This is a genomic window from Desulfovibrio sp. Fe33, assembly GCF_028532725.1.
GTDB lineage: Bacteria > Desulfobacterota > Desulfovibrionia > Desulfovibrionales > Desulfovibrionaceae > Pseudodesulfovibrio.
In genome coordinates, this window is the sequence record NZ_JAQKGU010000001.1 from 76,139 (window position 1) to 99,797 (window position 23,659).

At 64.2% G+C, this 23,659-nt stretch carries 25 protein-coding genes and 1 pseudogene; 17 read left to right on the forward strand and 9 right to left on the reverse strand.

Translation table 11 applies throughout. The features are described from left to right. Position 1: 1 nt before the first annotated feature. From PSN43_RS15940 to PSN43_RS00345, 4 genes are all read left to right on the forward strand, one after another. Positions 2-1,126, forward strand: coding sequence for a methyl-accepting chemotaxis protein (locus tag PSN43_RS15940; protein ID WP_336314018.1), 1,125 nt, complete (start codon positions 2-4; stop codon positions 1,124-1,126). Between the two features lie 358 nt (positions 1,127-1,484). Beyond that, a complete protein-coding gene (locus PSN43_RS00335; protein ID WP_272698719.1) occupies positions 1,485-2,231 on the forward strand; it encodes a (Fe-S)-binding protein in 747 nt (248 codons plus the stop codon). Positions 2,232-2,233: 2 nt separating this feature from the next. Beyond that, positions 2,234-3,685, forward strand: coding sequence for a LutB/LldF family L-lactate oxidation iron-sulfur protein (locus PSN43_RS00340; protein WP_272698720.1), 1,452 nt, complete (start codon positions 2,234-2,236; stop codon positions 3,683-3,685). Next, a complete protein-coding gene (locus PSN43_RS00345; RefSeq protein WP_272698721.1) occupies positions 3,678-4,415 on the forward strand; it encodes a LutC/YkgG family protein in 738 nt (245 codons plus the stop codon). Before PSN43_RS00340 ends, PSN43_RS00345 begins: the two co-directional genes overlap by 8 nt. Positions 4,416-4,445: 30 nt before the next feature. Here PSN43_RS00345 and PSN43_RS00350 read toward each other — a convergent pair whose 3' ends face one another. The 6 genes from PSN43_RS00350 to phnF form a co-directional block, all read right to left on the reverse strand. Then, positions 4,446-6,179: a PAS domain-containing sensor histidine kinase gene (locus tag PSN43_RS00350; protein WP_272698722.1), complete on the reverse strand. Its 1,734-nt coding sequence runs from the start codon at positions 6,177-6,179 to the stop codon at positions 4,446-4,448. A gap of 209 nt (positions 6,180-6,388) precedes the next feature. Next, entirely contained in the window at positions 6,389-6,952 is a 564-nt protein-coding gene (locus PSN43_RS00355; protein ID WP_272698723.1) for an Hsp20/alpha crystallin family protein, read from the reverse strand. 98 nt (positions 6,953-7,050) lie between these two features. Beyond that, positions 7,051-7,620, reverse strand: a complete 570-nt coding sequence (gene phnN, locus PSN43_RS00360; protein ID WP_272698724.1) for a phosphonate metabolism protein/1,5-bisphosphokinase (PRPP-forming) PhnN — start codon at positions 7,618-7,620, stop codon at positions 7,051-7,053. After that, on the reverse strand, positions 7,617-8,336 hold the full coding sequence (locus tag PSN43_RS00365) for a DUF1045 domain-containing protein (protein WP_272698725.1): 720 nt from the start codon (positions 8,334-8,336) through the stop codon (positions 7,617-7,619). Before PSN43_RS00365 ends, phnN begins: the two co-directional genes overlap by 4 nt. Then, complete coding sequence (locus PSN43_RS00370) at positions 8,333-8,983, reverse strand: DapH/DapD/GlmU-related protein (protein ID WP_272698726.1); 651 nt, start codon at positions 8,981-8,983, stop codon at positions 8,333-8,335. The genes PSN43_RS00365 and PSN43_RS00370 overlap by 4 nt, the downstream gene beginning before the upstream one ends. Positions 8,984-9,200: 217 nt before the next feature. Beyond that, a complete protein-coding gene (phnF, locus tag PSN43_RS00375) occupies positions 9,201-9,920 on the reverse strand; it encodes a phosphonate metabolism transcriptional regulator PhnF (protein WP_272698727.1) in 720 nt (239 codons plus the stop codon). Positions 9,921-10,001: 81 nt separating this feature from the next. Between phnF and phnG the strand changes: the two genes are divergently transcribed. The 11 genes from phnG (at position 10,002) to fumC (ending at position 20,527) form a co-directional block, all read left to right on the forward strand. Next, on the forward strand, positions 10,002-10,481 hold the full coding sequence (gene phnG, locus PSN43_RS00380) for a phosphonate C-P lyase system protein PhnG (RefSeq protein ID WP_272698728.1): 480 nt from the start codon (positions 10,002-10,004) through the stop codon (positions 10,479-10,481). Between the two features lie 9 nt (positions 10,482-10,490). Continuing rightward, entirely contained in the window at positions 10,491-11,087 is a 597-nt protein-coding gene (phnH, locus tag PSN43_RS00385; protein ID WP_272698729.1) for a phosphonate C-P lyase system protein PhnH, read from the forward strand. 1 nt (position 11,088) lies between these two features. Then, positions 11,089-12,198, forward strand: coding sequence for a carbon-phosphorus lyase complex subunit PhnI (locus PSN43_RS00390; protein WP_272698730.1), 1,110 nt, complete (start codon positions 11,089-11,091; stop codon positions 12,196-12,198). Further along, on the forward strand, positions 12,195-13,133 hold the full coding sequence (locus PSN43_RS00395) for an alpha-D-ribose 1-methylphosphonate 5-phosphate C-P-lyase PhnJ (protein WP_272698731.1): 939 nt from the start codon (positions 12,195-12,197) through the stop codon (positions 13,131-13,133). Before PSN43_RS00390 ends, PSN43_RS00395 begins: the two co-directional genes overlap by 4 nt. Continuing rightward, positions 13,130-13,912, forward strand: a complete 783-nt coding sequence (gene phnK / locus PSN43_RS00400) for a phosphonate C-P lyase system protein PhnK (protein ID WP_336314019.1) — start codon at positions 13,130-13,132, stop codon at positions 13,910-13,912. Before PSN43_RS00395 ends, phnK begins: the two co-directional genes overlap by 4 nt. Before the next feature lie 8 nt (positions 13,913-13,920). After that, positions 13,921-14,619 (forward strand): phosphonate C-P lyase system protein PhnL, encoded by a 699-nt coding sequence (phnL, locus tag PSN43_RS00405; RefSeq protein WP_272698732.1) that lies wholly within the window; start codon positions 13,921-13,923, stop codon positions 14,617-14,619. A gap of 1 nt (position 14,620) precedes the next feature. After that, complete coding sequence (locus PSN43_RS00410) at positions 14,621-15,784, forward strand: alpha-D-ribose 1-methylphosphonate 5-triphosphate diphosphatase (RefSeq protein WP_272698733.1); 1,164 nt, start codon at positions 14,621-14,623, stop codon at positions 15,782-15,784. A gap of 156 nt (positions 15,785-15,940) precedes the next feature. Continuing rightward, positions 15,941-16,762, forward strand: a complete 822-nt coding sequence (gene phnC / locus PSN43_RS00415; protein ID WP_272698734.1) for a phosphonate ABC transporter ATP-binding protein — start codon at positions 15,941-15,943, stop codon at positions 16,760-16,762. Between the two features lie 71 nt (positions 16,763-16,833). Then, complete coding sequence (gene phnD / locus PSN43_RS00420; protein WP_272698735.1) at positions 16,834-17,718, forward strand: phosphonate ABC transporter substrate-binding protein; 885 nt, start codon at positions 16,834-16,836, stop codon at positions 17,716-17,718. Between the two features lie 5 nt (positions 17,719-17,723). After that, the gene (gene phnE / locus PSN43_RS00425; protein ID WP_272698736.1) at positions 17,724-18,827 is read left to right on the forward strand and encodes a phosphonate ABC transporter, permease protein PhnE; all 1,104 of its coding nucleotides are present in this window, start codon (positions 17,724-17,726) and stop codon (positions 18,825-18,827) included. A 311-nt stretch (positions 18,828-19,138) separates the two neighbouring features. After that, entirely contained in the window at positions 19,139-20,527 is a 1,389-nt protein-coding gene (fumC, locus tag PSN43_RS00430; RefSeq protein ID WP_272698737.1) for a class II fumarate hydratase, read from the forward strand. 80 nt (positions 20,528-20,607) lie between these two features. Here the strand turns inward: fumC and PSN43_RS00435 are convergent, their stop codons facing one another. Together PSN43_RS00435 and PSN43_RS00440 are read right to left on the reverse strand one after the other, a co-directional pair. Next, positions 20,608-21,249, reverse strand: a complete 642-nt coding sequence (locus tag PSN43_RS00435; RefSeq protein ID WP_272698738.1) for a DUF2959 domain-containing protein — start codon at positions 21,247-21,249, stop codon at positions 20,608-20,610. Between the two features lie 65 nt (positions 21,250-21,314). Continuing rightward, positions 21,315-22,208, reverse strand: a complete 894-nt coding sequence (locus tag PSN43_RS00440) for a LysR family transcriptional regulator ArgP (protein WP_272698739.1) — start codon at positions 22,206-22,208, stop codon at positions 21,315-21,317. Between the two features lie 159 nt (positions 22,209-22,367). Here PSN43_RS00440 and PSN43_RS00445 point away from each other — a divergent pair. Further along, positions 22,368-22,737, forward strand: a pseudogene (locus PSN43_RS00445) (LysE/ArgO family amino acid transporter). A gap of 43 nt (positions 22,738-22,780) precedes the next feature. Here PSN43_RS00445 and PSN43_RS00450 read toward each other — a convergent pair. Next, positions 22,781-23,068, reverse strand: a complete 288-nt coding sequence (locus PSN43_RS00450; RefSeq protein WP_272698740.1) for a hypothetical protein — start codon at positions 23,066-23,068, stop codon at positions 22,781-22,783. 123 nt (positions 23,069-23,191) lie between these two features. On the opposite strand from PSN43_RS00450, the gene PSN43_RS00455 reads away from it, so the two are divergent. Further along, positions 23,192-23,506: a cereblon family protein gene (locus PSN43_RS00455; protein WP_272698741.1), complete on the forward strand. Its 315-nt coding sequence runs from the start codon at positions 23,192-23,194 to the stop codon at positions 23,504-23,506. Positions 23,507-23,659: the final 153 nt, after the last annotated feature.

Below are 23,659 nucleotides of genomic sequence, written 5' to 3' on the forward strand. Positions count from 1 at the left end.
CATGGCCAACGTGGCCATGGCTTCGCTGGGGACCGCCTCCACGATCATGGCCGTCGGGCTGGCCCTGGCCTTTCTCATAGGCATCGTCCTGGCCTGGGCGCTCACGCGCATGATTACCCGCCCGGTCATGCAGGGCGTGGATTTCGCCAAGCGCATGAGCGAGGGAGATTTCACCAGCACCCTGAATATCGACCGCCACGACGAGATCGGCGTTCTGGCGCAGGCCCTGAACAACATGGTCTCCCGTCTTCAGACCGTGGTGGCCGACGTGGACGCCGCCACCCACAACGTTGCCGGAGGCAGCGCGGAGCTGTCGGCCTCGTCGCAGTCCTTGTCCCAGGGAGCGACGGAGCAGGCCGCGTCCATCGAGGAGGTCTCCTCGTCCATGGAGCAGATGGCCTCCAACATCAGCCAGAACGCCGAGAACGCCCGCGAGACCGAGGCCCTGGCGACCAAGGCGGCCACGGATGCCCGCGTCAGCGGCGAGGCCGTGGGCCAGACCGTGGACGCCATGAAGGAAATCGCCGAGAAGATATCCATAATAGAGGAGATCGCCCGCCAGACCAACCTCCTGGCCTTGAACGCCGCCATCGAGGCGGCCAGGGCCGGTGAGCACGGCAAGGGCTTCGCCGTTGTCGCCGCCGAGGTGCGCAAGCTGGCCGAGCGGTCGGGTTCCGCGGCGGCGGAGATCAGCGAGCTTTCCTCTTCCAGCGTGGAAGTGGCCGAAAAGGCGGGCAAGATGCTGGGCCAATTGGTCCCGGACATCGAACGGACCGCCTCCCTGGTTCAGGAGATCACCGCGGCCAGCAACGAGCAGAACGCGGGCGCGACCCAGATCAACCAGGCCATCAGCCAGCTCGACACGGTCATCCAGCAAAACGCCTCGGCCTCGGAGGAGATGGCCTCCACCAGCGAAGAGCTGTCCAGCCAGGGACAGCAGCTTCAGGAGACCATGTCGTTCTTCAACGTGGGCAACGCGGGCAGGGGCAGGCGGAAGCGCGTCCAGGTGCGGTCCGCACCCGCCGCCGCGCTGCCTGAGGCGGGCAACCCCGTGCCTGGCGGAATCGAGGCCGGCATGAACCTGGACATGGGCGAAGAGGCAGACGCCGATTTCGAGCGGTTCTAGGCCGCACATACCGGACGACGATCGGGCCGTTCCTCTCGGGCGAGAGGAACGGCCCGTTTTCGTTTATTCAAAATATTCGGTTGGTTGCCGAATATACAGGATGACGGTTGTCGAACCGTAAAGGCCGATTGCTTTGTTTTTTTCGTCGCATTTACACGAAATTCATGTCCGTATTGCACGCAAACGGCTTTTGTTTGGCGGAACATATTGAAAAGAAAGGAGATAAATCATAAGCCAATTTTGTAACATAAGTTAACACATTGATTTACAGGGTCTTAATGAAAGCCCTTGCATGTTGTTCTGGATGGGTGCAACATCCGCCTCCTGCAAAACACCTTACTTTACGGATTTTGTAAAAATGACCCAACCAAATGTGACCCTCTTTATCCAGTGTCTGGTGGATTCCCTGTCGCCCGAGACCGGGGACGCCATGGTCAGCGTGCTGGAACGGCTCGGCGTGCGGATGCACTATCCCCCGGACCAGACCTGCTGCGGACAGCCCGCCTTCAATTCCGGATACCGCAAGGAAGCGGCAAAAACTGCCAGCCGGTTCCTCGACATTTTTGAAAACAGTGAGGCCATCATCTGCCCCTCCGGCTCCTGCGTGCACATGGTCCGCCATCACTACCTGGAGCTGTTCCGGGACGATCCCGTCCTGCTGGACAGGGCGCGCCGGGTCGCGGCCAAGACCTTCGAGTTCACCGAGTATCTGGTGGACGTCCTCGGCGTGACCGATCCCGGGTCGCAGATCGGGTCCCGGTTCGACGGGACCGTGACCTACCACGACTCCTGCCACCTCTCGCGGGGGCTTGGCATTCGCAGGCAGCCCCGCCTGCTCCTGGAGAACGTTCCCGGCCTGACCCTCGTGGAGATGGACGAGTCCGACCGCTGCTGTGGTTTCGGCGGGACGTTTTCGGTGAAGTATCCCGAGATTTCCACGGCGCTTGTGGACGACAAGGTCCAGACCATTCTCGACACCGGAGCCGACGCCGTTGTCGGTTGCGACGTGAGTTGCCTCATGAACATCAAAGGCCGCCTCTCGCGTCTGGGCTCGCATGTCCGCGCCCTGCACATCGCCGAAATCCTGGCCGGGGAGGGGAAATAGCCATGCACGAAACCTGTGACAAGACCTACTCCGAGCTGTCCAGCGCCGCCATCGGCGACAGTGAGCTGCACGCGGCCATCCGCATGGTCCAGAACGGCATGGGCAAAGGCGCGCAGGCGATGTGGCGGGACGAAATAACCCCGGAACACCGCCGTCTGGCCAAGGAGGCGCGCCTGCGCACCCTGAACAACCTCGACGCGGTCCTGGCGACCCTTTCCGAGAAGATTCGGGCGCGCGGCGGGCACGTCTATTTCGCGGCCACCGCCGAGGACGCCCGCAATTACTGTCTGGAAGTGGCCCGCAAGCACAACGTCCGGCTGGCGGTCAAGGGCAAGTCCATGACCTCGGCCGAGATCGGCATGGACCCCCTGCTGGAGGAGAACGGCGTGGAGGTTGTGGAAACCGACCTCGGCGAGTACATCATCCAGTTGGCGGGCGAAGCGCCTTCGCACATCATCGCCCCCTGCATCCACATGAACAGGAAACGGATCGGCAAGCTGTTCCAGGAGAAGCTCGGAATCCCCTATTCCGAGGACCCGCCGACCCTGACCAAGGCCGCCCGAAAGGCCTTGCGCGAAAAGCTGCTGAGCGCGGACATGGGCATCAGCGGTTGCAACATCGCCTGCGCCGAGACCGGCCACGTCTGCCTGGTCTCCAACGAGGGCAACATCCGCATGTGCACGACCATGCCGAAGGTCCACGTGGCCCTCATGGGCATGGAGCGTGTCACCGCCACCCTGGCCGAGCACGACATGCTTCTTCGCCTGCTGACCAGGGGCGCTTCGGCCCAGAAGGTGTCCACCTACGTCTCCTTCATAGGCGGTCCACGCCAGCCCGGCGAGACCGACGGTCCCGAGGAGTTCCATCTGGTCGTCATCGACAACGGGCGCATGAAGATGCTCGCCGACCCGCGGTTCCGCGAGGTCCTCTCCTGCATCCGCTGCGGCGGCTGCCTGAACATCTGCCCGGTCTACGGGCGTATCGGCGGTCATGCCTACAAAGGGACCTATTGCGGTCCCATCGGAGCGGTCCTCATGCCGCTTCTCGATGGAGTCAACAAGCACGCGGACCTCTGTCGGGGCGAGTCCCTGTGCGGGGCGTGCAAGGATATCTGCCCGGTTCACAACGACCTGCCGCGTATGCTTTCCGAGTTGCGCTACATGCTCGCCTACGGCGATGAGGATTGGGGCGTCGAGCCGGTGGACGGGTCCGAGGCGTGCGCCTTCAAGGCGTGGGGCGCGGCCATGTCCAGCCGCACCGCGTACGACCTGCTGGTCAAGGCGGGGCGCATCGTGCAGGTCCCGTTCGTGAAAAACGGCGTGCTCGGGAAGGGCGTCGGTCCGCTCGCGAAATGGACCGCCACCCGCGATTTCCCGCCCATCGCCAAAAAGACCTTTGCCGAACGGTGGAAGACCGACCACTCGAAGCGTCTCAATGGAGCCGACAATGAATAACGAACAGCAATTTCTCGATCGCATCCGCAAGGCGCTGGGCCGGGATCAGGCCCCTAACGGGGCGACGCTCTTTTCCAGCCGTCCCGAGGGCGAGCTGGAAGAGCTTCTCAAGCGCGCCGACCGCGATCGGGCCGGGCGGCTGGAGCTTCTCGAAGAACTCCGGCGGAGCGCCGTTCCCCTGAACCTCAACGTGCACACGGCCGAGGACCTCGAAGATGCCGGACGCCGCATCGCGAACCTGGCCCGCGTCTCGGAAACGGAATGGGGCGGGGACAAACATGTCCTCATGCACGACGATCCCCTGCTGCACGGGCTCAAGCTGCCCGAGCTGCTGGCCGGGGACCCTGTGGCCGTGGACGTGGCCCGCTTCGAGCCGGGCGAGGACGAGGCTGCGGGCAAGCAGCGGCTGCGCGGCATCGCCGAGCAGGCCTACATAGGGTTGACCGGCGCGGACTGGTGCGCGGCCGATTGCGCCGCCATCGCCTTGTTGACCGGGCCGGGACACGGCCGGGCCGTTTCGCTGGCGCCGTCCATTCTCATATCGGTCGTGACCCTCGACCGGATGGTCGCCGATCTGTCCGAGGGGTACGCCCTGCTCGAAGCGCGCGGCGAATTGCCCGCTTCCTTCACCTTCATTTCCGGCCCTTCCAAGACCGCGGATATCGAGGGGCAGCTCGTTCACGGCGCGCACGGGCCGCGTGAGATGCACCTGTTCGTTGTCACTGGGTAGGTTCAGGGAGCGCGTTGCCCTCTTAATGGGCTATGATTTCGGGTTGCCTTTGGGCAGGGAGACCCTGACCACGGTGCCGGTTCGGTCGGAGGTGTCCATGGAGATGGTGCCTCCATGCGCCTCGGCGGCGAGTTTGGCGCTATAGGTGCCGAGTCCCGTGCCGTTGTGCTTGCCGTGGGTGGAGTACTTGTCGAAAAAGGTTCGCCGGACCTCGCCGGGCACGGGCAGGCTGTTGTGGATTTCCAGCACGCAGGGGTCGCCGCTCGCGACATCCACGCGCACCGGTTGTCCGCCCGAGGCCTCCACCGCGTTTTTGAGCAGGTTCGCGGTCATTCCGTATAACAGGGTGCCGTCTCCCTCTATGTCGAGGCGCATGTCGTCCCGCACCGGCTGCCCGTCCAGCGAGGCCTCCACCCGGCAGTCCGCCTCGCGGTGCAGGGTGGTGTCCCGCACGGCGCGCATGATGATGCCCAGCCAGTCCACGGGCTGCGGCTCGTGCCGGTAGGTGCCTGATTCGAGCTTGTACAGGGTCAGGGACTGGTTGATGAGGTCCATCATCTGCATTCCCGCCTCTTCCACCACCTGGAGCATTTCCCGCTGCCGGTCGGTGATGTTCTCGTCGGCCTGCATGAGTCGGGGCAGTCCTATGATGCCCATGAGCGGTGACTTGAGGTCGTGGCGGACGATGCGCTCCACGTCCTCCTTCAGTTTTTCCGCCGCCTTGCGCGCGGTGATGTCGAGGCCGATGCAGAGGATGCCGGTCGCCTGGCCCATGTCGTCGACGATGACCGAGGTGCCCAGGGAAAGGGTGGCCCTGGTGTCCTTTCGGCGCAGGACTTCCGCTTCGGTGAAGGTGTGCCCGGATTTTCGATCCAGCAGCTCCTGGAAGTGGGCGCGCAGGTCCTGTCCCTGCTCGTCGGTTTCGGGCAGGAGCGTTCCGATGGCGTCGCGCCCGATCAGTTCCCCCTCGGAGAGCCCGTAAAAATTCAGTCCGTAGCGGTTGATGAAGAAGACCTTGCCCCTGGTGTCAGCCTCAAGGACGATGAAGGGGGATTGCTCCACCAGGTCGCGGTACAGCCTGCGGCTTTCCCGCAGCCGCTGCTCGGCCTCCACGCGTTGGTCTATGATTCGGTTGCTGGCCCTGGCGCCGAGAAACGTGCCCTCTTCGTTGGTCACGGGAACGCACCTGTGGGACAGCCAGTGCTGGGTGCCGTCTGGCCGGAGAATGCGGAAATCCATGGTGTCCGTCTCCACGGCCTTGTGCTCCCTGAACAGGTGCGCCTTGACCATGGGCCGGTCTTCGGGATGCACGATCCTGACCATCAGGTTCGGGTCCTTCATGAATGCCGATCGAGGATACCCGGTGATCCGCTCGCAGGAGGGCGACATGTACAGGAAGTTCCCTTCGGGCCCGCGCCAGTATTCCCAGTCGTAGGTGAAGTCGGCCACGGTCCGGAAGCGTTCCTCGTTTCGGGCGAGCTTTTCGTTGGCCGCCTTGAGCTGCCGGAAAATGGGCCGTATTTGCAGGACGCCAAGCAGGATGATGATGGAGACCAGCAGGCCGATGAATTCGAAGGCCGGGTCCAGCACGGCCTTGCCCTGCCAGTACATGTACAGGGTGTGCATCCGTCGGTGAACCATGCCGATCAGGCCCGCGGCGATCAGAATCCATGACATGCGTCGGCCGGTTTCCGGGATAAGAAACAGGGCCAGCACGGCGGCCGTGAGCTGTATCCCGATGGAAGCGATGATTATCAGGTCCATGCATCCCCCTATATGTCGCAACGGAACCCGCCTTTTGGGCATACCCCCGAATCGCCCGGTTGTGCAAATGGTCTCCGTAGGAGAATCGCGCGGCGGGCCGAAAAAAGCAGGCCCCCGCAAAATGGCGGGGGCCGTTCACTAGGGGACATGCCCGGCCCGGTAGGCCGGGCGGGTCAGCATTGGGCGCGGGACCTGGGCGCGCCGGGGGATCAATCCGGGGTCGAGTTCTTGACCTCGATCTTGCGCGCCGCGTTCGTCGCCTTGCCGGTCCTGGGCATGGTGACGCACAGAACGCCCTTTTCCAGCTTGGCGGCGATCTTGTCGCGGTCCACATCCTCGGGCAGGTTGAGCACTCTGCGGAAGGCGCCCGAAGCGCGCTCCACGCGGTAGTAGCCCTTGTCCTCGATCTTCTCTTCGCTGTGCTTTTCGGCGGACAGGATCAGGACATCGCCCTCGATTTCCACGGACAGGTCCTTTTCGTCGACGCCCGGAAGATCGGCCTGGACGACGTATTCCTTGTCCGTGCCGTAGACGTCCACCTTGGGCCTGATGGCGACGTCCCCCATGCGGGACGGCATCGCGCCGGAGCGGAAAACGGGGTTGGAGAGTCCGAAACCGGAAAACATGGATTCGACCATGCGGTCGAATTCGGCGTGGAACTGGTCAAGCGGTGTGGCGGGTACGCTTTCCCCCGGTTCGTTGCGACGGACCGGAAGAGTCTGCTCGTGTTCCCTCTTGAACCAATTCCAGGGGTTCAGCTTGGTGAGAGCCATAGCGTCCTCCTTGGAAGAAGTTGAAGATTACCTTTTGACACATCCCTGATAAGTCCTGTCCGGAAACAGTCAAGGGTCCGGCCCGGCGGGAATTGCCCTTAAACCGCCCGGCGCATACGGACCGGTTTTTTCCGGGCCAGCTCCAGCAACGCGCGGCCGGCGTCGGACAGTTCGCCGCTGTTGTCGATGCGCCTGAGCGCCGGGTGGCTGACGGAGTAGTTTCCGGCCCGCTCCAGGCGCCCCTCGATTTCCGCGGCGGATTCGCGTCCGCGCAGGATGAGCCTCTGGCGGAGGATGTCCGATTCCACCGAGACAAGGACCGGAACAAGGTCCGGGTAGCGGCGCACGGCCTCGGGCAGGTAGGCCCTGGAGCCGTTGACCACCACGTTGAGGCCCGACTCCATCCAGGCGTCGATCTCGATGCCCACGCCGTAGCGGTTGCCGTGGCTGTCCCAGCTCAGGGCGAAGAGGCCGAGGTCCAGACGGGCGCGGTATTCGTCGGGCAGCAGGGCCACATGGTTTTCTCCCCCGGCGTCGGCCGGGCGGGTGATATAGCGATGGGCGAAGGCCGCCTCGCTGCCGGGGCAGTGTTTGCGGGCGTAGAGCATGATGGAGTCCTTGCCGCAGCCGGAAGGACCGATGACGTAGATCAGATTGCCTCGGGTCATGAATTCTCCTTGGTGTTGCCGAGCTTGGCCCGGTGAATCAGCCGGAACGGGGCGGACCTGTCCGGCTGGTAAAAAAGACAGAGTTCTTCGACGGGATGCGGGCGGCCGGTGACGGGCGCGGCGAGATCGGTCAGGATGTGCGCCAGCCGTTTGCGCCGGGCCGGGTCCGCGACCCGTCCGGTCAGGGTGATGTGGAAGCGAAATTCGTCAAGGACGTAGGGATAGCCCCATTCTTCGAGAAGCCGGTCCTGCTTCGGGGTCAGGCCCGAAGCGCGCCGCTTTTCGTTTTCCGTGGCCGAGGGCGGTTTGCGCAGGGGGTGCATGGTCCGCAGGCACGCTTCGGCGGTTTCGGCCAGCCAGACCTGCTCCACCGGGACCAGGGCCAGGAACGAGCCGATTTCCCGTACGGATAGCGGGGCCAGGACGAATGGGGCAAGCCTGCCCGCCAGTTTGTCCAGCCGGTCGGTGATTTCGGCCTCGTTCATGCCGTCCGCCGGAACGAAGGGCGGCATGAGGGTGCCGTGAAATCCGTAGTGGCGCGGTGTTTCGGTGAGCGCGCGCCATTCTTCGGAAGGCAGGCCCTCCGGCAGGGGCGCGTCGACGGGCCGTCCCGTCTCGTTGTCGCGGCCGAGCCAGGCCGCGCCGAATCGGTCGAGCCCAGAGCCTCGTCCCGGAGCAAAGTAGACGCCGTATCTTTCGGTCGTGGAATCGCTCATGCTTCCGCGTTCCCCTCATATTTGTCGAGAAAGGCTTCGACGGTCAGTTCGCGGAAGTCGGGAAGGGCCTTTTGCAGGTACTCGTGCGGCCAATCCCACCAGGCCAGGCGCAGGAGCCGTTGGCGCACGGGCGCGGGGAACCGTTCGCGGATCATCCGGGCCGGGACGCCGCCCACCACCGCGTATGGGGGCACGTCCCTGGAGACCACGGCCCCGGCCCCGACCACGGCGCCGTGGCCCACGGTCACGCCGGGCAGGATGACGGCTCCGTGGCCGATCCATACGTCACAGCCGATGCGGGTTCGCTGCGCGCGCCGCCATTCGAAGACGGTTTCGTCGTCCGGGCCGAAACCGTAGCGCTCGCTGCGGTAGGTGAAGTGGTGTTGGGAGGCTCGCCACATGGGGTGGTTGGTCGGCCCGATGCGCACGTCGGCCGCGATGGAGGCGAACTTGCCGATGTCGGCGTGGGCCACGTCGCAGCCCGGGCTCAGGTAGGCGTAGTCGCCCAGGACGGATTCGAGCATCAGGCAGTTGTCCAGGACCTCGGTGTAGGCTCCCAGGGAACTGTCGCGGATGTCCGCCGTGGGGTGGATCACGGGGGCCGGGCCGAGCCTGACCTTCTCTTGCGGGTTCGAATTATTGTTCATGGGTCCTGACTGACAAATGCGCCGGGTTTGGAAAAGCACGGAAGCGCATCATTTCCGCGACAAATACGACGGCAAGGTTACAACAAGTTGAAATAGCGGTTTTATGCGCACAGGTGGCGGACTTGTCTAGTGTGCCGCACCCGCCCTTGTCCTACCAGGAGGCCGAACGCGGCCCGAATTCCGGGCCGGACAAGCCCCGGACACGGACATGATCGTATCACGGTTCAACCAGAATCTGCACCCAATCGCTGGCGAACAGGCAGACCCCGAATTCCACGGGTACGCCGGACTCGTCCACGTTGACGCCTTCGGTGACGAGCACCGGGCGGCTTTTGGGCTGGCGCAGCTCGCGGGCCTCCTCGGTCGTGGGCATTCGCGCGATGATTTTGGTCCGTTTGCGGGAGTAGTCGGCGACGCCGAAGTGCTCCAGCGTCCGGGTGACGGATTGCAGCTCCCGGTAGATGCGGACCATGCCCGGGAACAGGGCGCGAGGGAAGAAGGCCGTGGAGTAGCTGATGCGCCTTCCATCCGCCTCGCCCGCGCTGGTGATGCGGGTGACCACCTCGCCCGGCTCGATGCCGAGCGCTTCGGCCACCTGCGCGTCCGCTTCCGTGTCCACGGCCTGGAGCAGGATGTTGCCAGGCGCGCGCCGTTGGCGGGAGAGGTTCTCGCTGAACCGCGTCCGGCGGCTGACCGGGTAGTGGATGACCGGCTCGCGCACGAAGGAGCCGCGTCCCTGCTCCACGCGGATCAGCCCGTCCCCCTCAAGCACGGACAGGGCGCGCCGGATGGTGTGGCGGTTGACGCCGAACTCCCCGGACAGGCTGCTCTCGGAGGGCAGCCGATCTCCCGGTCCGAAGCGGCCGGTGGAGATCGCCGACTTCAGCTTCTCATGGATTTGCCGCCACAGGGCGACCCCTTTTCCGCGCGTGAGCATGGACGCACCTCGAATCGTTTTTTTCCCGGCAGAGCACAGGCCCGGCCGGTTGTCTAGACAACCAGAGAGGATTTCACAGAAATGAAACCCGACAGTGACATGAAGACCCCCATGGACCGGATAACCAGAGCCAGAAAGGATTGGATGGGGGTTCTCGCCCGGACAGGAACAGAGGGCCTGGAAGCCGCTTTCGCGCGGCTCGAACCGGAGCCCCGATACGAATATCTGCGCCCGCCCGAGGTGGGCATGACCATGGTCCGGGCCAGGGCCGAAGCCGGGGGTGAACGGTTCAACCTCGGCGAAATGACCATGTGCCGCTGTTCGGTCCGTCTTGAGGACGGCAGCGTGGGCCACGGGTACGTGGCCGGACGCGACCGGCGGCACGCCGAATTGGCGGCGTTGTTCGACGCGCTGCTTCAGGACCCGGAATCGGGCCCCGCCCTGCGCCGGGCCGTTATCGACCCGCTGGCCGACGCCCTCGCTGAGGGACGCCGGGAGCGGGCAGCCAAAACCGCAGCCACCAGGGTGAACTTCTTCACCATGGTTCGCGGCGAAGACTAGGGAGTACCCATGCAAGGACACGCCATTGACGCGGCCAGGGAGCCGCGCGACCCGGCCCTTGAAAACCAGCGAATTTTCCGGGCCATACTGCTGACAATGTCTCGGCCCGGCACGGTCACCGTGCTCGGCAATTGGCCCAAGCCGCCCAAGGGGCTGCATCCGGCCGCGGCCGCGGTCTGCCTGGCCCTGGTGGACATGGACACGCCCCTGTGGATGGGGCCGTCCGCCCCCCTGGATATCCAGACATACCTGCGCTTCCACTGCGGCTGCGCCGTCACGCCCAAGCCCGCGGGCGCGGCCTTCGGCCTGGTTCTCGACGGGCAGGATCTGCCGGATCTCGAGCAGTTTCATCCCGGGGACCTCGAATACCCGGACCGCTCGGCCACTCTCATCATCCAGGTCAAATCCATGAATGTCGGCCGAGGCATTCCGTTGAGCGGACCCGGCATCCAGGGCGAGACCCGGCTGCACGTGGACGGGCTCAACCCCGATTTCTGGCGGTCCCTGCAACGGAACGCCCGGCGTTTCCCGCTGGGGTACGACGTGATTCTGGCAACGCAAACGGAGATCGTCTCGCTTCCGAGGACGATCCAGGTGGGGATGTAAGGTGTACGTAGCCGTCAAGGGTGGCGAAAAGGCCATCGACAACGCCCATCGGCTCATGGCCGAGGAGCGCCGGGGGGATGCGTCCGTCCCGGAACTGACTGTGGAGCAGATTCTTCAACAAATGAGTCTGGCCGTGGACCGGGTCATGAGCGAGGGGTCGCTCTACGATCCGTGGCTGGCGGCCCTGGCCGTGAAACAGGCGCGCGGCGACCTGGTGGAGGCGATCTTTCTCCTGCGGGCCTACCGGACGACCCTGCCGAGGCTGTATGATTCCCTGCCCGTGGACACCGCGTCCATGGAAGTCCGCCGCCGCATCTCGGCTACCTTCAAGGATGTTCCCGGAGGCCAGGTGCTCGGACCGACCTTCGACTACACCCACCGGCTCCTGGACTTCTCCCTGGCCGCCGGAACCCCGCCCGAAGCCGCCGCCCAAGAGGCCGCGGACAACGACGAGGAGACGCCCCTGTCGCGGGTCATGGATCTCCTGGCCGACGAAGGGCTGGTGGACCGGCCCACGGAGGACGGGACCAAGCCCGTGGGCGACATCACCAAGGACCCCATGACTTTCCCGGCTTCCCGCGACGTGCGGTTGCAGAACCTGGCGCGCGGCGACGAGGGCTTCCTGTTGGCGCTCGGCTATTCGAGCCAGCGCGGATTCGGCGACAACCACCCGTTCGCGGGTGAAATCCGCATGGGCGAGGTGGCGGTGTCCATCTGCCCGGACGAGCTCGGCTTCGAAGTGGAGATCGGCGACATCACTGTGTCCGAATGCGAAATGGTCACCAGCTTCAAGGGCTCCAAGGACGAGCTGCCCCGGTTCACGCGCGGGTACGGCCTGTCCTTCGGCTATAACGAGCGCAAGGTCATGGCCATGTCCCTGGTGGACCGCTCGCTCCAGGCGCGCGAGCTGGGCGAGGACATCGTCGCTCCCTCGCAGGACGAGGAGTTCGTCCTCTACCACAGCGACAACGTGGAGGCGCAGGGCTTTGTCCAGCACCTCAAGCTCCCGCATTACGTGGACTTCCAGGCCGACCTGGTGATGGTCCGGGCCATGCGGGCCGAAATTCTCAAACGGGCCGAGTCCAAGGCCGAGACCGGGGAGGCCGCATGACCGTCGCCCAGGCTCCCGCCTCCACCGAGGCGGGCTACAATTACGGATATCTGAACGAGCAGACCAAGCGGATGATCCGCAGGGCCATCCTCAAGGCCGTGGCCATCCCCGGCTACCAGGTGCCCTTTGCGGGACGCGAGATGCCCATGCCCTACGGCTGGGGCACGGGCGGCATCCAGTTGTCCGCCTCCATCCTCGGTCCCGACGATGTCTTCAAGGTCATCGACCAGGGCGCGGACGACACCACCAACGCGGTCTCCATCCGCAAGTTCTTCGCCAAGGTCACCGGAGTGGAGACCACGGAGAGGACCGGCGAGGCCACGGTCATCCAGACCCGCCATCGCATCCCCGAGACGCCGCTCGCCGAGGGCCAGATCATGGTCTACCAGGTGCCTATCCCCGAGCCGTTGCGCTGGGTGGAGCCGCGCGAGACCGAGACCCGCAAGATGCACGCCCTTGAGGAATACGGGGTCATGCACGTCCAGCTCTACGAGGACATCGCCCGCCACGGGCGCATCGCCACCAACTTCATGTATCCGGTCAAGGTCAACGGGCGGTACATCATGAGCCCGTCGCCCATCCCCAAGTTCGACAACCCCAAGCTGGACAACTCCCCGGCCCTGCACGTCTTCGGCGCGGGACGCGAGAAGCGCATATACGCCATTCCTCCCTACACCGAGGTCAAGAGCCTGGATTTCGAGGACTTCCCGTTCACCGTGGAGACCTGGGACGGGTGCTGCGCCCTGTGCGGGGCCGAAGACAGCTATCTGGACGAGGTCATCCTCGACGACGCGGGCGAGCGCATGTTCGTCTGCTCGGACACAGACTATTGCGCCACCCGCCGCAGCCAGGGCCATCTCGGCCCCATGGCCGGCCGCGAGGACTTGGCGGAACTCACGGGCGCTCCGTCCGGAAACAACGGGAGGAACGCATGAACGCCTGTCCGCAACCCATGATCCGCGTACGCGGCATCACCAAGAAATACGGCGAGATGATAGGCTGCCGCGACATCTCCTTCGACCTCTGGCCCGGCGAGGTCATGGGCATCGTGGGCGAATCCGGCTCGGGCAAGTCAACCTTGCTCGCCTGCCTGTCCGGCAGGCTCGAACCCACCTCCGGGACCGTGGGGTACGCCTCGCGGGAGTTCGGCGACATCGACGTGCACGGCTGCGCGGAACCGATCCGGCGCAAGCTGTTGCGCACCGAGCTGGGCGTGGTCCACCAGAATCCGCGCGACGGGCTCAGGCTCGGCGTGACCGCCGGGGCCAACCTGGGCGAGCGGCTCATGTCCGTGGGCGCGCGCCACTACGGCAACATCCGGGCCGAGGCCCTCAAGTGGCTGGCCGAGGTGGAGATAGACGCCGGGCGCATCGACGATTTCCCCAAGACCTTTTCCGGCGGAATGCAGCAGCGTCTCCAGATCGCCTGCAACCTCATCACCTCGCCGAGGATGGTCTTCATGGACGAACCCACGGGCGGCCTCGACGTGTCGGTCCAGGCGCGTCTTCTCGACCTGCTGCGCAACCTGGTTTCCCGGCTCGGGCTGTCGGTCGTCATCGTCACCCACGACCTGGCCGTGGCGCGGCTTCTGGCCCACCGGCTGATGGTCATGCAGCGCGGCGAAGTGGTCGAGACCGGTCTGACCGACCAGGTCCTGGACGATCCCCAACACCCCTACACCCAACTGCTGGTCTCTTCGATCCTGCAGGCCTAGGAGCAGTCATGACGACCATGATTTCCGTTCGCAGCCTGGACAAGACCTTCACCCTGCACACGCAGGGCGGCACCGTCATCCCGGTCTTTTCCAAGCTCGATCTCGATGTGAACGCGGGCGAGTGCGTGGCCCTGGCCGGGTCTTCGGGCGCTGGCAAGTCCTCGCTCATCTGCTCGCTCTACGGCAACTACCGGCCCCAGGCGGGGTCCGTGCGCATCCGCCACGACGGCGGGATGGTCGATATCGTCACCGCCACGCCCCGGCAGGTGCTGGACATCCGCAGCAGGACCATGGGCTACGTCAGCCAGTTCCTGCGGGTGGTGCCGCGCGTGTCCGCCCTGGACGTGGTGGCCGAACCCCTGTTGACCCTGACCGGCGATCCCGTCGCCGCCCGCGACAGGGCCGCCTTCCTGCTGAAGCGGCTGAACATCCCTTCCGCCCTGTGGTCCCTGCCCCCGGCGACCTTCTCGGGCGGCGAACAGCAGCGGGTGAACATAGCGCGGGGCTTCAGCGTGGAATATCCGGTCCTGCTCCTCGACGAGCCGACCGCCTCCCTCGATTCCGAGAACCGGCGGGTGGTGGTTCAGTTGATAAACGAGGCCAAGGCCCGGGGAACCGCCGTGGTCGGCATCTTCCACGACGAGGAAGTGCGCGACCTTGTGGCCGACAGACTGTTCGAAATGCGCAGCTTCAAGGAGGCCGCATAACATGGACCGCATCATCAAGAACGCCCGTATCGTCCTGCGCGACGAGATCGTCTCCGGCTCGGTGAAAATCGCGGGCGGGGTTATCGAATCCATCGACTTCGGCCCGTGCTCCGTGGCCAATGCCGTTGACCTGGAGAACGATTATCTCCTGCCCGGCTTCGTGGAGCTGCACACCGACAACCTGGAACAGGAGCTGGAACCCCGTCCGGGCGTGTTCTGGCCCGATCCGCTGGCCTCGGTGCTGGCCCACGACAACACCATGGCGGGCGCGGGCATCACCACGGTGCTCGACGCCGTGTCCCTCGGCGAATACCACGACGGTCCCCAACGCTCGAAGATCATGGATATGTCCATCCGGGCGCTCCAGCGGGCGCGGGGCACCGGGGTGCTCAAGGCGGATCATCGCCTGCACCTGCGCTGCGAATTTTCCGACCCCAAGGTGGTGGACCTGCTTCTGCCGCACATCGACGACCCCATGCTCATGCTCGTTTCGCTCATGGACCATACTCCGGGCCAGCGGCAGTTCACGGACACCGAAAAGTACCGGTCCTACTACCGCAACATGAGCTGGAGCGACGAGGAGTTCGACGAGGTATCCAGGCGGATGATCGCCACCCAGGAATCGTGCGCCGAGCTGAACCGCGCGCGCATCGTCTCCCTCTGCCGGGAGCGGGGCATTCCCATGGCCAGCCACGACGATACCCTGCCCGAGCACGTCCGGCAGGCCATGGCCGAGGGCATCGCCATTTCCGAATTTCCGACCACCGCCGAAGCCGCGCGTCTGGCGCGGGACGCGGGCATCTCCATCGTCATGGGCGGGCCCAACCTTGTCAGGGGCGCGTCCCATTCGGGCAATGTTTCGGCTCGCGATCTGGCCGGGGAGGGGCTGCTGGACATCCTTTCCTCGGACTACGTGCCGGGCAGTCTCGTGGGCGGGGCCTTCGCCCTGCGCGAGCGGCTGGGTTTCTCCCTGCCCGACGCCGTGGCCATGATAAGCGCCAATCCGGCCGATGCCGTGGGGCTCGGCGACCGGGGCCGCATCGGCTGCGGGTTGCGCGCGGACCTGGTCCGGGTGCGGGAGATCGAAGGCGTGCCCGCAGTGTTACGGACGTGGTCCGCAGGATGTTCCGGACGCGTTGAAATAACAGCGAAAAACGCGGCCTGATTGTTACGGGGGGAAGCGGCGATTCCTTCAAAACGTCACGCGGTCACAATACCCCTGTTGCAGGGGTCGTGTAGACCCTCCATGGTGAGGAAAGCCGCCGTTTTCGGACCGGCCGCCTCCCCACAAACACGATAAAGACCGAGTCGGGAGGCTCCCATGAAATCGATAAATCTTCGTAAACGAGCGCAACGCGAAGCCCTTGGCGTCAATGGGCTGTGCAAGGTGTACCCCAACGGCACCGAGGCCCTCAAAGACGTGTCCGTGACCATCAATTCCGGCGACTTTTGCGTCATCATCGGCCTGTCCGGGGCCGGAAAGTCCACCCTGCTCCGCTGCATGAACCGCCTGGTCCGGCCCTCCAGCGGGTCCATCTCCCTGTTCGGCGAGGACATCACCCGGGTCAACGGCGGACAGCTCCGGCAGGTGCGCCGCCGCGTGGGCATGATCTTCCAGCAGTTCAATCTGGTGCGGCGTCTGACCGTGCTGGAGAACGTGCTGGTCGGCCGCCTGCGCTTCAACTCCCACCCGGTGAAGCGGTGTCTGTCCATGGCCCGTCAGTTTTCCAAGGCCGAACGGGAATTCGCTTTCGATTGCCTCCAGCAGGTGGGCATCGGCGACCTGGCGTTCCGTCGGGCCGACGCCCTGTCCGGCGGCCAGCAGCAGCGCGTGGCCATCGCCCGCGCCCTGGCCCAGGAGCCGGAGGTCTTCCTGGCCGACGAGCCCATCGCCTCGCTCGACCCGCGCAGCTCCGAGACGGTCATGCAGATCCTGGCGAAGATTCACGAGGAAAAGGGCATTCCCGTGCTCGTGAACCTGCATCACATCGACTTCGCCCAGCGTTACGGCAAGCGCATCCTGGGCATGTCCAAGGGCGAATTGATTTTTGACGGCACGGCCCGCGATCTCGACGCCGAGACCGTGTCGCGCATCTATGGTGATAAGGCTGAGGAAGCTCTGGAAGAGCTTTCCGCCGCCTGATTATACGGCAGCGACCCGGCCGCCGATCGGCAAGAACTGCGTCAACCACAACAATCACAGGAGATTCCCGAATGCTTTCGAAACTGACCAAAGCGCTGATGATGGCGGCCCTGGTACTGACCGTGGCCCTGCCCGGTATGGCCAATGCCGGACCCAAGGAATGGCCCGCCACCCTGAAGCTCGGCTTCATCCCCACCGAGGGAGCGGCCGACTCCGCCAAGCGCGCCAAGCCCATCGCCCGCCAGTTGGAAAAGGATCTCGGCGTCAAGGTCGAAATCTTCACCGCCTCCGATTACAACGGCATCATCACCGCCATGGCCAACAGCCACATCGACCTGGCCTACTACGGCCCCAAGAGCTACGTGGAGGCCGCTGAGAAGGCCAACGCCGAAGCCGTGGTCATGGAGCTGAACAAGGACGGCCAGCCCGGCTACACCGGCGTCATCATCACCCGCAAGGATTCCGGCATCGACTCCATGGAAAAGGCCAAGGGCAAGACCTTCGCCTTCACCGATCCCAACTCCACCTCCGGCTACCTGGTGCCCAACGTCATCTTCGCCCGCGACATGAAGATCGACCCCGAGAAGTACTTCTCCCAGGTCCGTTTCTCCGGCTCCCACGGCGCGTCCATCCTGGCCGTCAAGAACGGTTCCATTGAGGTCGCCGCCACCAACAACATCGACCTCGACCGCATGATCGAGAAGGGCTCCGCCTCCCTGGACGACTTCAACACCATCAAGAAGTCCGACATGATTCCCGGCGCCCCCATCGCCGTGCGCAAGGACTTGCCGGAGAGCCTGAAGGTCGCCATCGCCGGTTCCCTGCTCAAGATCAACGATGACCACGAGGCTCTGGAAATTCTCCAGAACGGCGGCTACCGCCACACCTCCGACAAGGATTACGACATGATCCGTTACCTCAAGCGCCTCAAGGCCGAACTGGCCAAGAAGAAGTAGTAACGATGAGTCATGAACTGACACTCGATCAGGTCACCCCCAGGAAGAGCTTCCTCCAGAAGCTCGCCCTGGGGGGCTTGATAACCATCGTCCTCGCGGTCCTGGTTTCCTCGTACATCTCCACGGACATCGATCCGTTCAAGTTGTACGCCAAACGCCAGAACGCCTTCGAGTATCTCTTCGGCAGGCAGCTCAACGACGCGGACAAGCAGGCGGCCATGGATCAGGCCGAACGTCTGCCCGCCATCATAGCCTTCGAGGAGGCGTATCAGAAGGTCAAGGCGGAATACTCCGCCTCCGGACGCGAATTGAATCCCGTGACCATGCAGCGCGAGGCCCAGAAACGCGCCGACGCCCGCATGGCGGAAATGAGCTCCGAGGAGCATGAACGGATCGTCCAGAGCGAATACGACCGCATCAGCGACGAAAGGGAAGGGGGGTATTTCCCGCCCGAAACCGCCTGGCCCCATCTCGTGGAATACTCCAAGGCGCTCATCGAGACCGTGGCCATCGCCATATGGGGGACGCTCATCGCCTTTATCGCGGCCATCCCCATGGCCATGTTCGCGGCCAAGAATACCCTGGAACTGATGGTACAGGGCGACGGGACCGTGCAGCGGGCCATCCGCTGGTTTGGCCAGTTCGGGGCGCGGCGCGTGCTCGATTTCTGCCGCGGCTTCAACGAATTCGTCATGGCCCTCATCTTCGTGGCCGTCATCGGCCTCGGACCGTATGCGGGCGTGCTGGCCCTGGCCATCCACACCTTCGGCATCCTGGGCAAGGTCTTTTCCGAGGCCATCGAGCAGATCGAACCCGGCCAGGTCGAGGCCGTCACCGCCTCCGGCGCGGGGCCCGCTCAGATCATGGCCTTCTCGGTCATCCCGCAGGTCATGCCCCTTGTGGTCAGCTACACCCTGCTGCGTTTCGAATCCAACGTCCGCTCGGCCACCATCCTCGGCTTCGTGGGCGCGGGCGGCATCGGCTTCCTGATGTTCGACAAGATCAACGGATACCTCTATCGCGAAGTGTGCACCATGATGATCATGGTCATCGTTTCCGTGACCATCATCGACTATCTTTGCGGCATTCTCCGCCGGAAGTTCGTTTAACGCCGAATGGCACCCCAACAACAAAGCCCTCCGCGTTCACGCGGAGGGCTTTGTTGTTGGCCTCCGGCGGCCGGGGGGAAGAGGAGAGGGAAACCCTTTGAAAAGGGCTTTCCCTCTCCTCTTCCCCCCGGACCCCCTATCTCCTCACCTTTCCTAAACTTTTGGGGTGCCTTCGGCAGGTGGGCGAGGTGGGCGTTTTGGTCGAATGTGCCGGGCGGTCGGGGAAAAGAAACGCCGTCATGTTCGACACTTTGGTTGAGGGGGGTGTCCGCATGAGCTAGGATGGCCTGAAAGCAGACTTGGGAGGTCGCATGTTCCGAATCGAAACGGACAGTCTCGGCGAAGTACGGGTGCCGGAGGAAGCGTTGTGGGGAGCGCAGACGCAACGTGCGCTTACCCTGTTCACCATCGACGGCGAATTGATGCCCCGGGAGATGATCCGGGCCTACGCCATCCTGAAAAAAGCGTGCGCCCTGGCCAATGGGGAGGCCGGGAAGCTGTCCCCGGAACGGCGGGACCTGATCGTGACCGTCTGTGATGAAATCCTCGCCGGGCTGCACGCGGACATGTTTCCGCTGCCGGTGTGGATTTCGGGCAGCGGCACCCAGTTTAACATGAACGTGAACGAGGTCATCGCCAACCGCTGTTCGCAACTGGCGGGCAAGCCCCTGGGCTCCAAGGAGCCGGTTCATCCGAATGACCACGTCAACCTGAGCCAGTCGACTAACGATAACTTTCCGTCAGTCATGTATATGGCTGCCGCAACAGGAATTGTCGAAAAACTCATCCCATCCGTACAGGCCATGCGCGGCGAGCTTTCAGCCAAGGCCGAAGAGTGGGCCTCGATCGTCAAGATCGGCCGCACACATATGCAGGACGCCACGCCCCTGACCTTGGGGCAGGAATTTTCGGGATACGCCTCGCTTCTGGAGGACAATAAAAAAAGGATCGAAGACGCCCTTGGCGGCGTGTACGAACTGGCCCTGGGCGGCACTGCCGTGGGCACCGGGGTGAACAGTTGGCCCGGCTTCGCCGAGGCGGCGGTGGGACGCATCGCGGACCTGACCGGGTTGCCCTTCGTCCCGGCAGGCAACCGCTTTGCGGCGCAGGGCAGCCATGACGCGCTGGTGCACCTGTCGGCGGCGTTGAAGACCCTGGCCAACTCCCTGAACAGGATCGCGGCCGACATCCGGCTGCTCTCCTGCGGGCCGCGCGCCGGATTGGGCGAGCTGGTCATACCGGCCAACGAGCCGGGATCGTCCATCATGCCGGGCAAGGTCAATCCCACCCAGTGCGAGGCCCTGACCATGGTCTCCATGCAGGTCATGGCCAACGATCTGGCCGTGACCCTCGGCGGAACGTCCGGTTCCTTGGAAATGAACGCCTACAAGCCGCTTATCATCCGCAATGTGCTGCATTCCGTGCGGTTGTTGAGCGACGGTGCGCGCAGCTTTACGGACCACCTGCTGGCCGGGCTTGCGCCCGACCGCGAGCGGATCGCGGCGCATGTTTCCCACTCGCTCATGCTGGTCACGGCCCTGACTCCGGTGATCGGTTACGACAAGGCCGCCCAAATCGCCCACCACGCCCACAAGACGGGGCAAAGCCTGCGCCACGCCGCCCTGGAACTCGGCTTGGTGACGGCCGAGGAGTTCGATCGTGTGGTGGTTCCCGAAAGGATGATCCGTCCCCGGGAGTAGGAGCGAAGAGTTTCCCAGCCACATGAAAAAAGGGCCGACGGTTTGCGCCGTCGGCCCTTCGTCGTTCGACTTCGCGCCGGTTATTCCAGCGTTTTGATGAAGGCGTCGGCCTCGGCGATGGACTTGTCCATTTCCTTGATGAGGGCGTCCACGTCGGTGCGGATGGAGGTCAGTTCGCCTTCGAGGGAGGCCACGGCCTTGGCGTTGAGATTGTGCTTGAGGTAGAGGACCTGGTCCTCGAAGGCCTCCAGCACGGGATACATCTTCTTTTCCGCGTTGCGCATGGCCTTGATGAGGCCGTTGTACCGCTTCTTGGTGGCGGTGAGCTTCTGCTGGCTGGAGCGGCGCAGCTTGGCGCTGGAGTAGAGTTGGATTTCCTTGTTCCACTCGTCGAACAGGGCTTCGGCCACATCCTCCACGGAGTCGATGCGGGACTTGACCCGTTCGGCTTCGTCCTTGCAATCCTCGTATTCGCCGTTGAGCCTGTCGTAGACCTCCTGAAGCTGCCCGCCGTCAAAGGCGACCACGGACCGGAACTGCTCCAGCGCGGAGGCGAATTGCTCCTTGGCGTCCTTCTGGGATTCGCGGGCGTTTTCCACCCGGTCGGACAGGATTTCGCGTTTGTCGTAACCCATGGACTCCATGGCGGAGTAGTAGGTTTTCGAGCAGCCGTAGGCGGCGAAAAGGGTGAGGGCGGACAGGACCAGGACAAGCCGTTTCATATAGGACTCCTTGGATTCGACGTGTAGTAAGCGGTGCATACAATAAAGGTCCGGGTTGGGCAAACCTATGGACGTTGGACGAGCAGGGAGCGCGCGGCGCGGACCAAGGCGTCGGTGAACCCGGTCAGGCGCGCGGATTCCAGGTTCCAGCAATGCCAGTGCAGCCGGACGGTGAAGATGCGGCCGGGCAGCAGATCCACGAGCTCGCCCCGTTTGAGGCCGGGGTCGGCCTGCTGGTCCGGAAGCATTCCGGACACCCTGCCTGAAGCCACGGCCTCGGGAAATTTTTCGGACGACGGCAGATAGAAGGGCGCGCGCAGGGCGGGACGCTCGCCCAGGGCTTCGGCCAGCAATGCCTCATGCATGATGTCCTTGCGGTTGAAAACGAGGATCGGAGCCCTTTCGGCAGCCCGCAATGTAAGGCCGTCAGGGTACCATTTCATTTTGTATGACGCAGAGCCGTACAAACGGTAGTCCATGTCGCCGAGATATTCCACGCGGCACCCCTGGACCGGATCGGCTCGGTCGGAGACGCAGCCGATGACCTCTCCCGCCTTGAGGAGCTTGAGGGTCTCGGCCTGGTCGTCCACGGACAGGTCGAGGAGCACCGGTTCGGCGTCGAGATAGGAATTTACGGCGGGGAAAAACCATGTCGCCAGGGAATCGGCGTTGACGCCCACGGCCAGGGTGTCGAATCCCTCACGGTTTCGGCCCGCTCCTGCGGACAGGTCTTCTTCGAGCCGCCGGACCTGCCGGTAATGCCTGAGCATGTCCCGGCCCGCCTCGGTGGGCCGCGGCGGCGAGGAGCGCACGAGCAGCACGCATCCGGCCTGTTCCTCCAACAGCTTGACCCGTTGGGACACGGCTCCCTGAGTAAGGTGCAGCATTCGCGCACCCTTTTCGAACCCGCCTTCGCTGATAACGGCCGCGAAGGCCTCGACCAACTTGTAATCCAACATCCAATATTATTAGCAATATTAATGACTGTTGAAAACAATTAGTTTTACACAATCCGTCCTGCCCGCCTACAACCGTGCCGACAACAATCGCCCTCTTCTCTCGCAGCGACGGGAAAAGCTCGGCAAAGATATGGGGATGGGGGCCGGGAGCAAACGGAAATGACGCCATTCATACAGGGATACGCCATGGGCGGCGGGTTGATCGTGGCCATAGGCGCGCAGAACGCGTTCGTGCTGACGCAGGGAGTGCGGCGCAATCACCATCTGGCGGTGGCGGCGTTGTGCATCCTGTGCGACGGGCTGCTCATCGGGCTGGGCGTGACGGGCGTGGGCGCGGCCGTGGCGTCGAATCCGACGTTGGGGCGCATTGCGGCATGGGGAGGAGCCGCGTTCCTGGCGTGGTACGGGCGGGCGGGTTCTGGCTCCCCTGTTTTCCCGTGACGTATCGTGGCGCATCCTGGACGGGGCGGTTTGCCTGACCATGTGGGGTGTGGCGGTTTCCCTGATCCGGTCCGCGCTCCCCGCTTAGTCCGGCGACGGTTCAGGCAGGCTGCTCGCGGCGTGAAGCGGCTTCATTCGCCGCTCTCCTCGCGCCTGCCGTGGAGGAAGAGCTTTTCCCAATCCAGGGGGACGAGGCTGCGCTGGTTCCGCCATTGGAGGTAGGCCCATCCTTCGTCGGGAATGGTGCGCACCAGGACCTTGTTGACGAACTGCCTGCCGTCGCCGCCGCAGCATTTGCAGGCCCAGCCGCAGATGTCGCAGGTGCAGCCGCCTGTCTTCATCATCTCTTTGGCCGTGCCGGAGTTGTCGCAGCAGGCGTCGCACAGCCGCAGGTGGGGGGATTCGGCTGGACTGGTCATGCTCAAGATGTACGGACGCCCGCGAAAGCGGTCAACCCCGGCCGTCTTGTCCTCCTGTCGGGACATGTCGCCCCGCCCTCGACCTAAGGGAGCCGGTAGCGTATGGTTTGGCCGGAGGCTCTTATGATCCAACGCTGCAAGAAAACGGTTCGCGCGCTGCGCGGGGAGCCGGATCGCGAAACGCCGCCCCCGGGCGGGCCTGAGTCCCCGGACGAGCGGCCCGGCGAAAGCGCTGAGGCCGTGGAAGCCGAAACCGGCGGGGTGCTGGTCTGCCGGGCGTGCCGGAGCCGGATCACCCGGCGGGACTTCGCCATGGAGGTGAACGGCAGCCACCGGCACGTCTTTTTCAATCCCTACGGGCTGGTGTTCGAACTGGGCTGTTTCGCGTCGGCGAAAAACCTGCTGCCCGCAGGGCCGGAGACCGACGAGTTCACCTAGTTCCCGGGCCATCGCTGGCAGGCGGTTCAGTGTGCCGGGTGTTCCTCCCATCTTGGCTGGCGGTATGTTGGTGATGAAGGAGGCTTCTTCGGGCTCGTTCTCAAGGCCCTGATGGAGGAGGAAGCGGGTATCAGGCCCTGACGCTGGCGAAGC

What these genes read in the sequence shown, in the direction of transcription:
- phnD (WP_272698735.1), top strand. Translation starts at nt 16,834, where the DNA reads ATGCTTTCGAAACTGACCAAAGCGCTGATGATGGCGGCCCTGGTACTG.
- PSN43_RS15940 (WP_336314018.1), top strand. Translation starts at nt 2, where the DNA reads ATGGCCAACGTGGCCATGGCTTCGCTGGGGACCGCCTCCACGATCATG.
- PSN43_RS00335 (WP_272698719.1), top strand. Translation starts at nt 1,485, where the DNA reads ATGACCCAACCAAATGTGACCCTCTTTATCCAGTGTCTGGTGGATTCC.
- phnE (WP_272698736.1), top strand. Translation starts at nt 17,724, where the DNA reads ATGAGTCATGAACTGACACTCGATCAGGTCACCCCCAGGAAGAGCTTC.
- PSN43_RS00350 (WP_272698722.1), bottom strand. Translation starts at nt 6,179, where the DNA reads ATGGACCTGATAATCATCGCTTCCATCGGGATACAGCTCACGGCCGCC.
- PSN43_RS00355 (WP_272698723.1), bottom strand. Translation starts at nt 6,952, where the DNA reads ATGGCTCTCACCAAGCTGAACCCCTGGAATTGGTTCAAGAGGGAACAC.
- PSN43_RS00450 (WP_272698740.1), bottom strand. Translation starts at nt 23,068, where the DNA reads ATGACCAGTCCAGCCGAATCCCCCCACCTGCGGCTGTGCGACGCCTGC.
- PSN43_RS00455 (WP_272698741.1), top strand. Translation starts at nt 23,192, where the DNA reads ATGATCCAACGCTGCAAGAAAACGGTTCGCGCGCTGCGCGGGGAGCCG.
- phnK (WP_336314019.1), top strand. Translation starts at nt 13,130, where the DNA reads ATGAACGCCTGTCCGCAACCCATGATCCGCGTACGCGGCATCACCAAG.
- PSN43_RS00370 (WP_272698726.1), bottom strand. Translation starts at nt 8,983, where the DNA reads ATGAACAATAATTCGAACCCGCAAGAGAAGGTCAGGCTCGGCCCGGCC.
- PSN43_RS00410 (WP_272698733.1), top strand. Translation starts at nt 14,621, where the DNA reads ATGGACCGCATCATCAAGAACGCCCGTATCGTCCTGCGCGACGAGATC.
- PSN43_RS00345 (WP_272698721.1), top strand. Translation starts at nt 3,678, where the DNA reads ATGAATAACGAACAGCAATTTCTCGATCGCATCCGCAAGGCGCTGGGC.
- PSN43_RS00435 (WP_272698738.1), bottom strand. Translation starts at nt 21,249, where the DNA reads ATGAAACGGCTTGTCCTGGTCCTGTCCGCCCTCACCCTTTTCGCCGCC.
- phnF (WP_272698727.1), bottom strand. Translation starts at nt 9,920, where the DNA reads ATGCTCACGCGCGGAAAAGGGGTCGCCCTGTGGCGGCAAATCCATGAG.
- PSN43_RS00395 (WP_272698731.1), top strand. Translation starts at nt 12,195, where the DNA reads ATGACCGTCGCCCAGGCTCCCGCCTCCACCGAGGCGGGCTACAATTAC.
- phnG (WP_272698728.1), top strand. Translation starts at nt 10,002, where the DNA reads ATGAAACCCGACAGTGACATGAAGACCCCCATGGACCGGATAACCAGA.
- phnC (WP_272698734.1), top strand. Translation starts at nt 15,941, where the DNA reads ATGAAATCGATAAATCTTCGTAAACGAGCGCAACGCGAAGCCCTTGGC.
- PSN43_RS00365 (WP_272698725.1), bottom strand. Translation starts at nt 8,336, where the DNA reads ATGAGCGATTCCACGACCGAAAGATACGGCGTCTACTTTGCTCCGGGA.
- PSN43_RS00440 (WP_272698739.1), bottom strand. Translation starts at nt 22,208, where the DNA reads ATGTTGGATTACAAGTTGGTCGAGGCCTTCGCGGCCGTTATCAGCGAA.
- fumC (WP_272698737.1), top strand. Translation starts at nt 19,139, where the DNA reads ATGTTCCGAATCGAAACGGACAGTCTCGGCGAAGTACGGGTGCCGGAG.
- phnL (WP_272698732.1), top strand. Translation starts at nt 13,921, where the DNA reads ATGACGACCATGATTTCCGTTCGCAGCCTGGACAAGACCTTCACCCTG.
- PSN43_RS00340 (WP_272698720.1), top strand. Translation starts at nt 2,234, where the DNA reads ATGCACGAAACCTGTGACAAGACCTACTCCGAGCTGTCCAGCGCCGCC.
- phnH (WP_272698729.1), top strand. Translation starts at nt 10,491, where the DNA reads ATGCAAGGACACGCCATTGACGCGGCCAGGGAGCCGCGCGACCCGGCC.
- phnN (WP_272698724.1), bottom strand. Translation starts at nt 7,620, where the DNA reads ATGACCCGAGGCAATCTGATCTACGTCATCGGTCCTTCCGGCTGCGGC.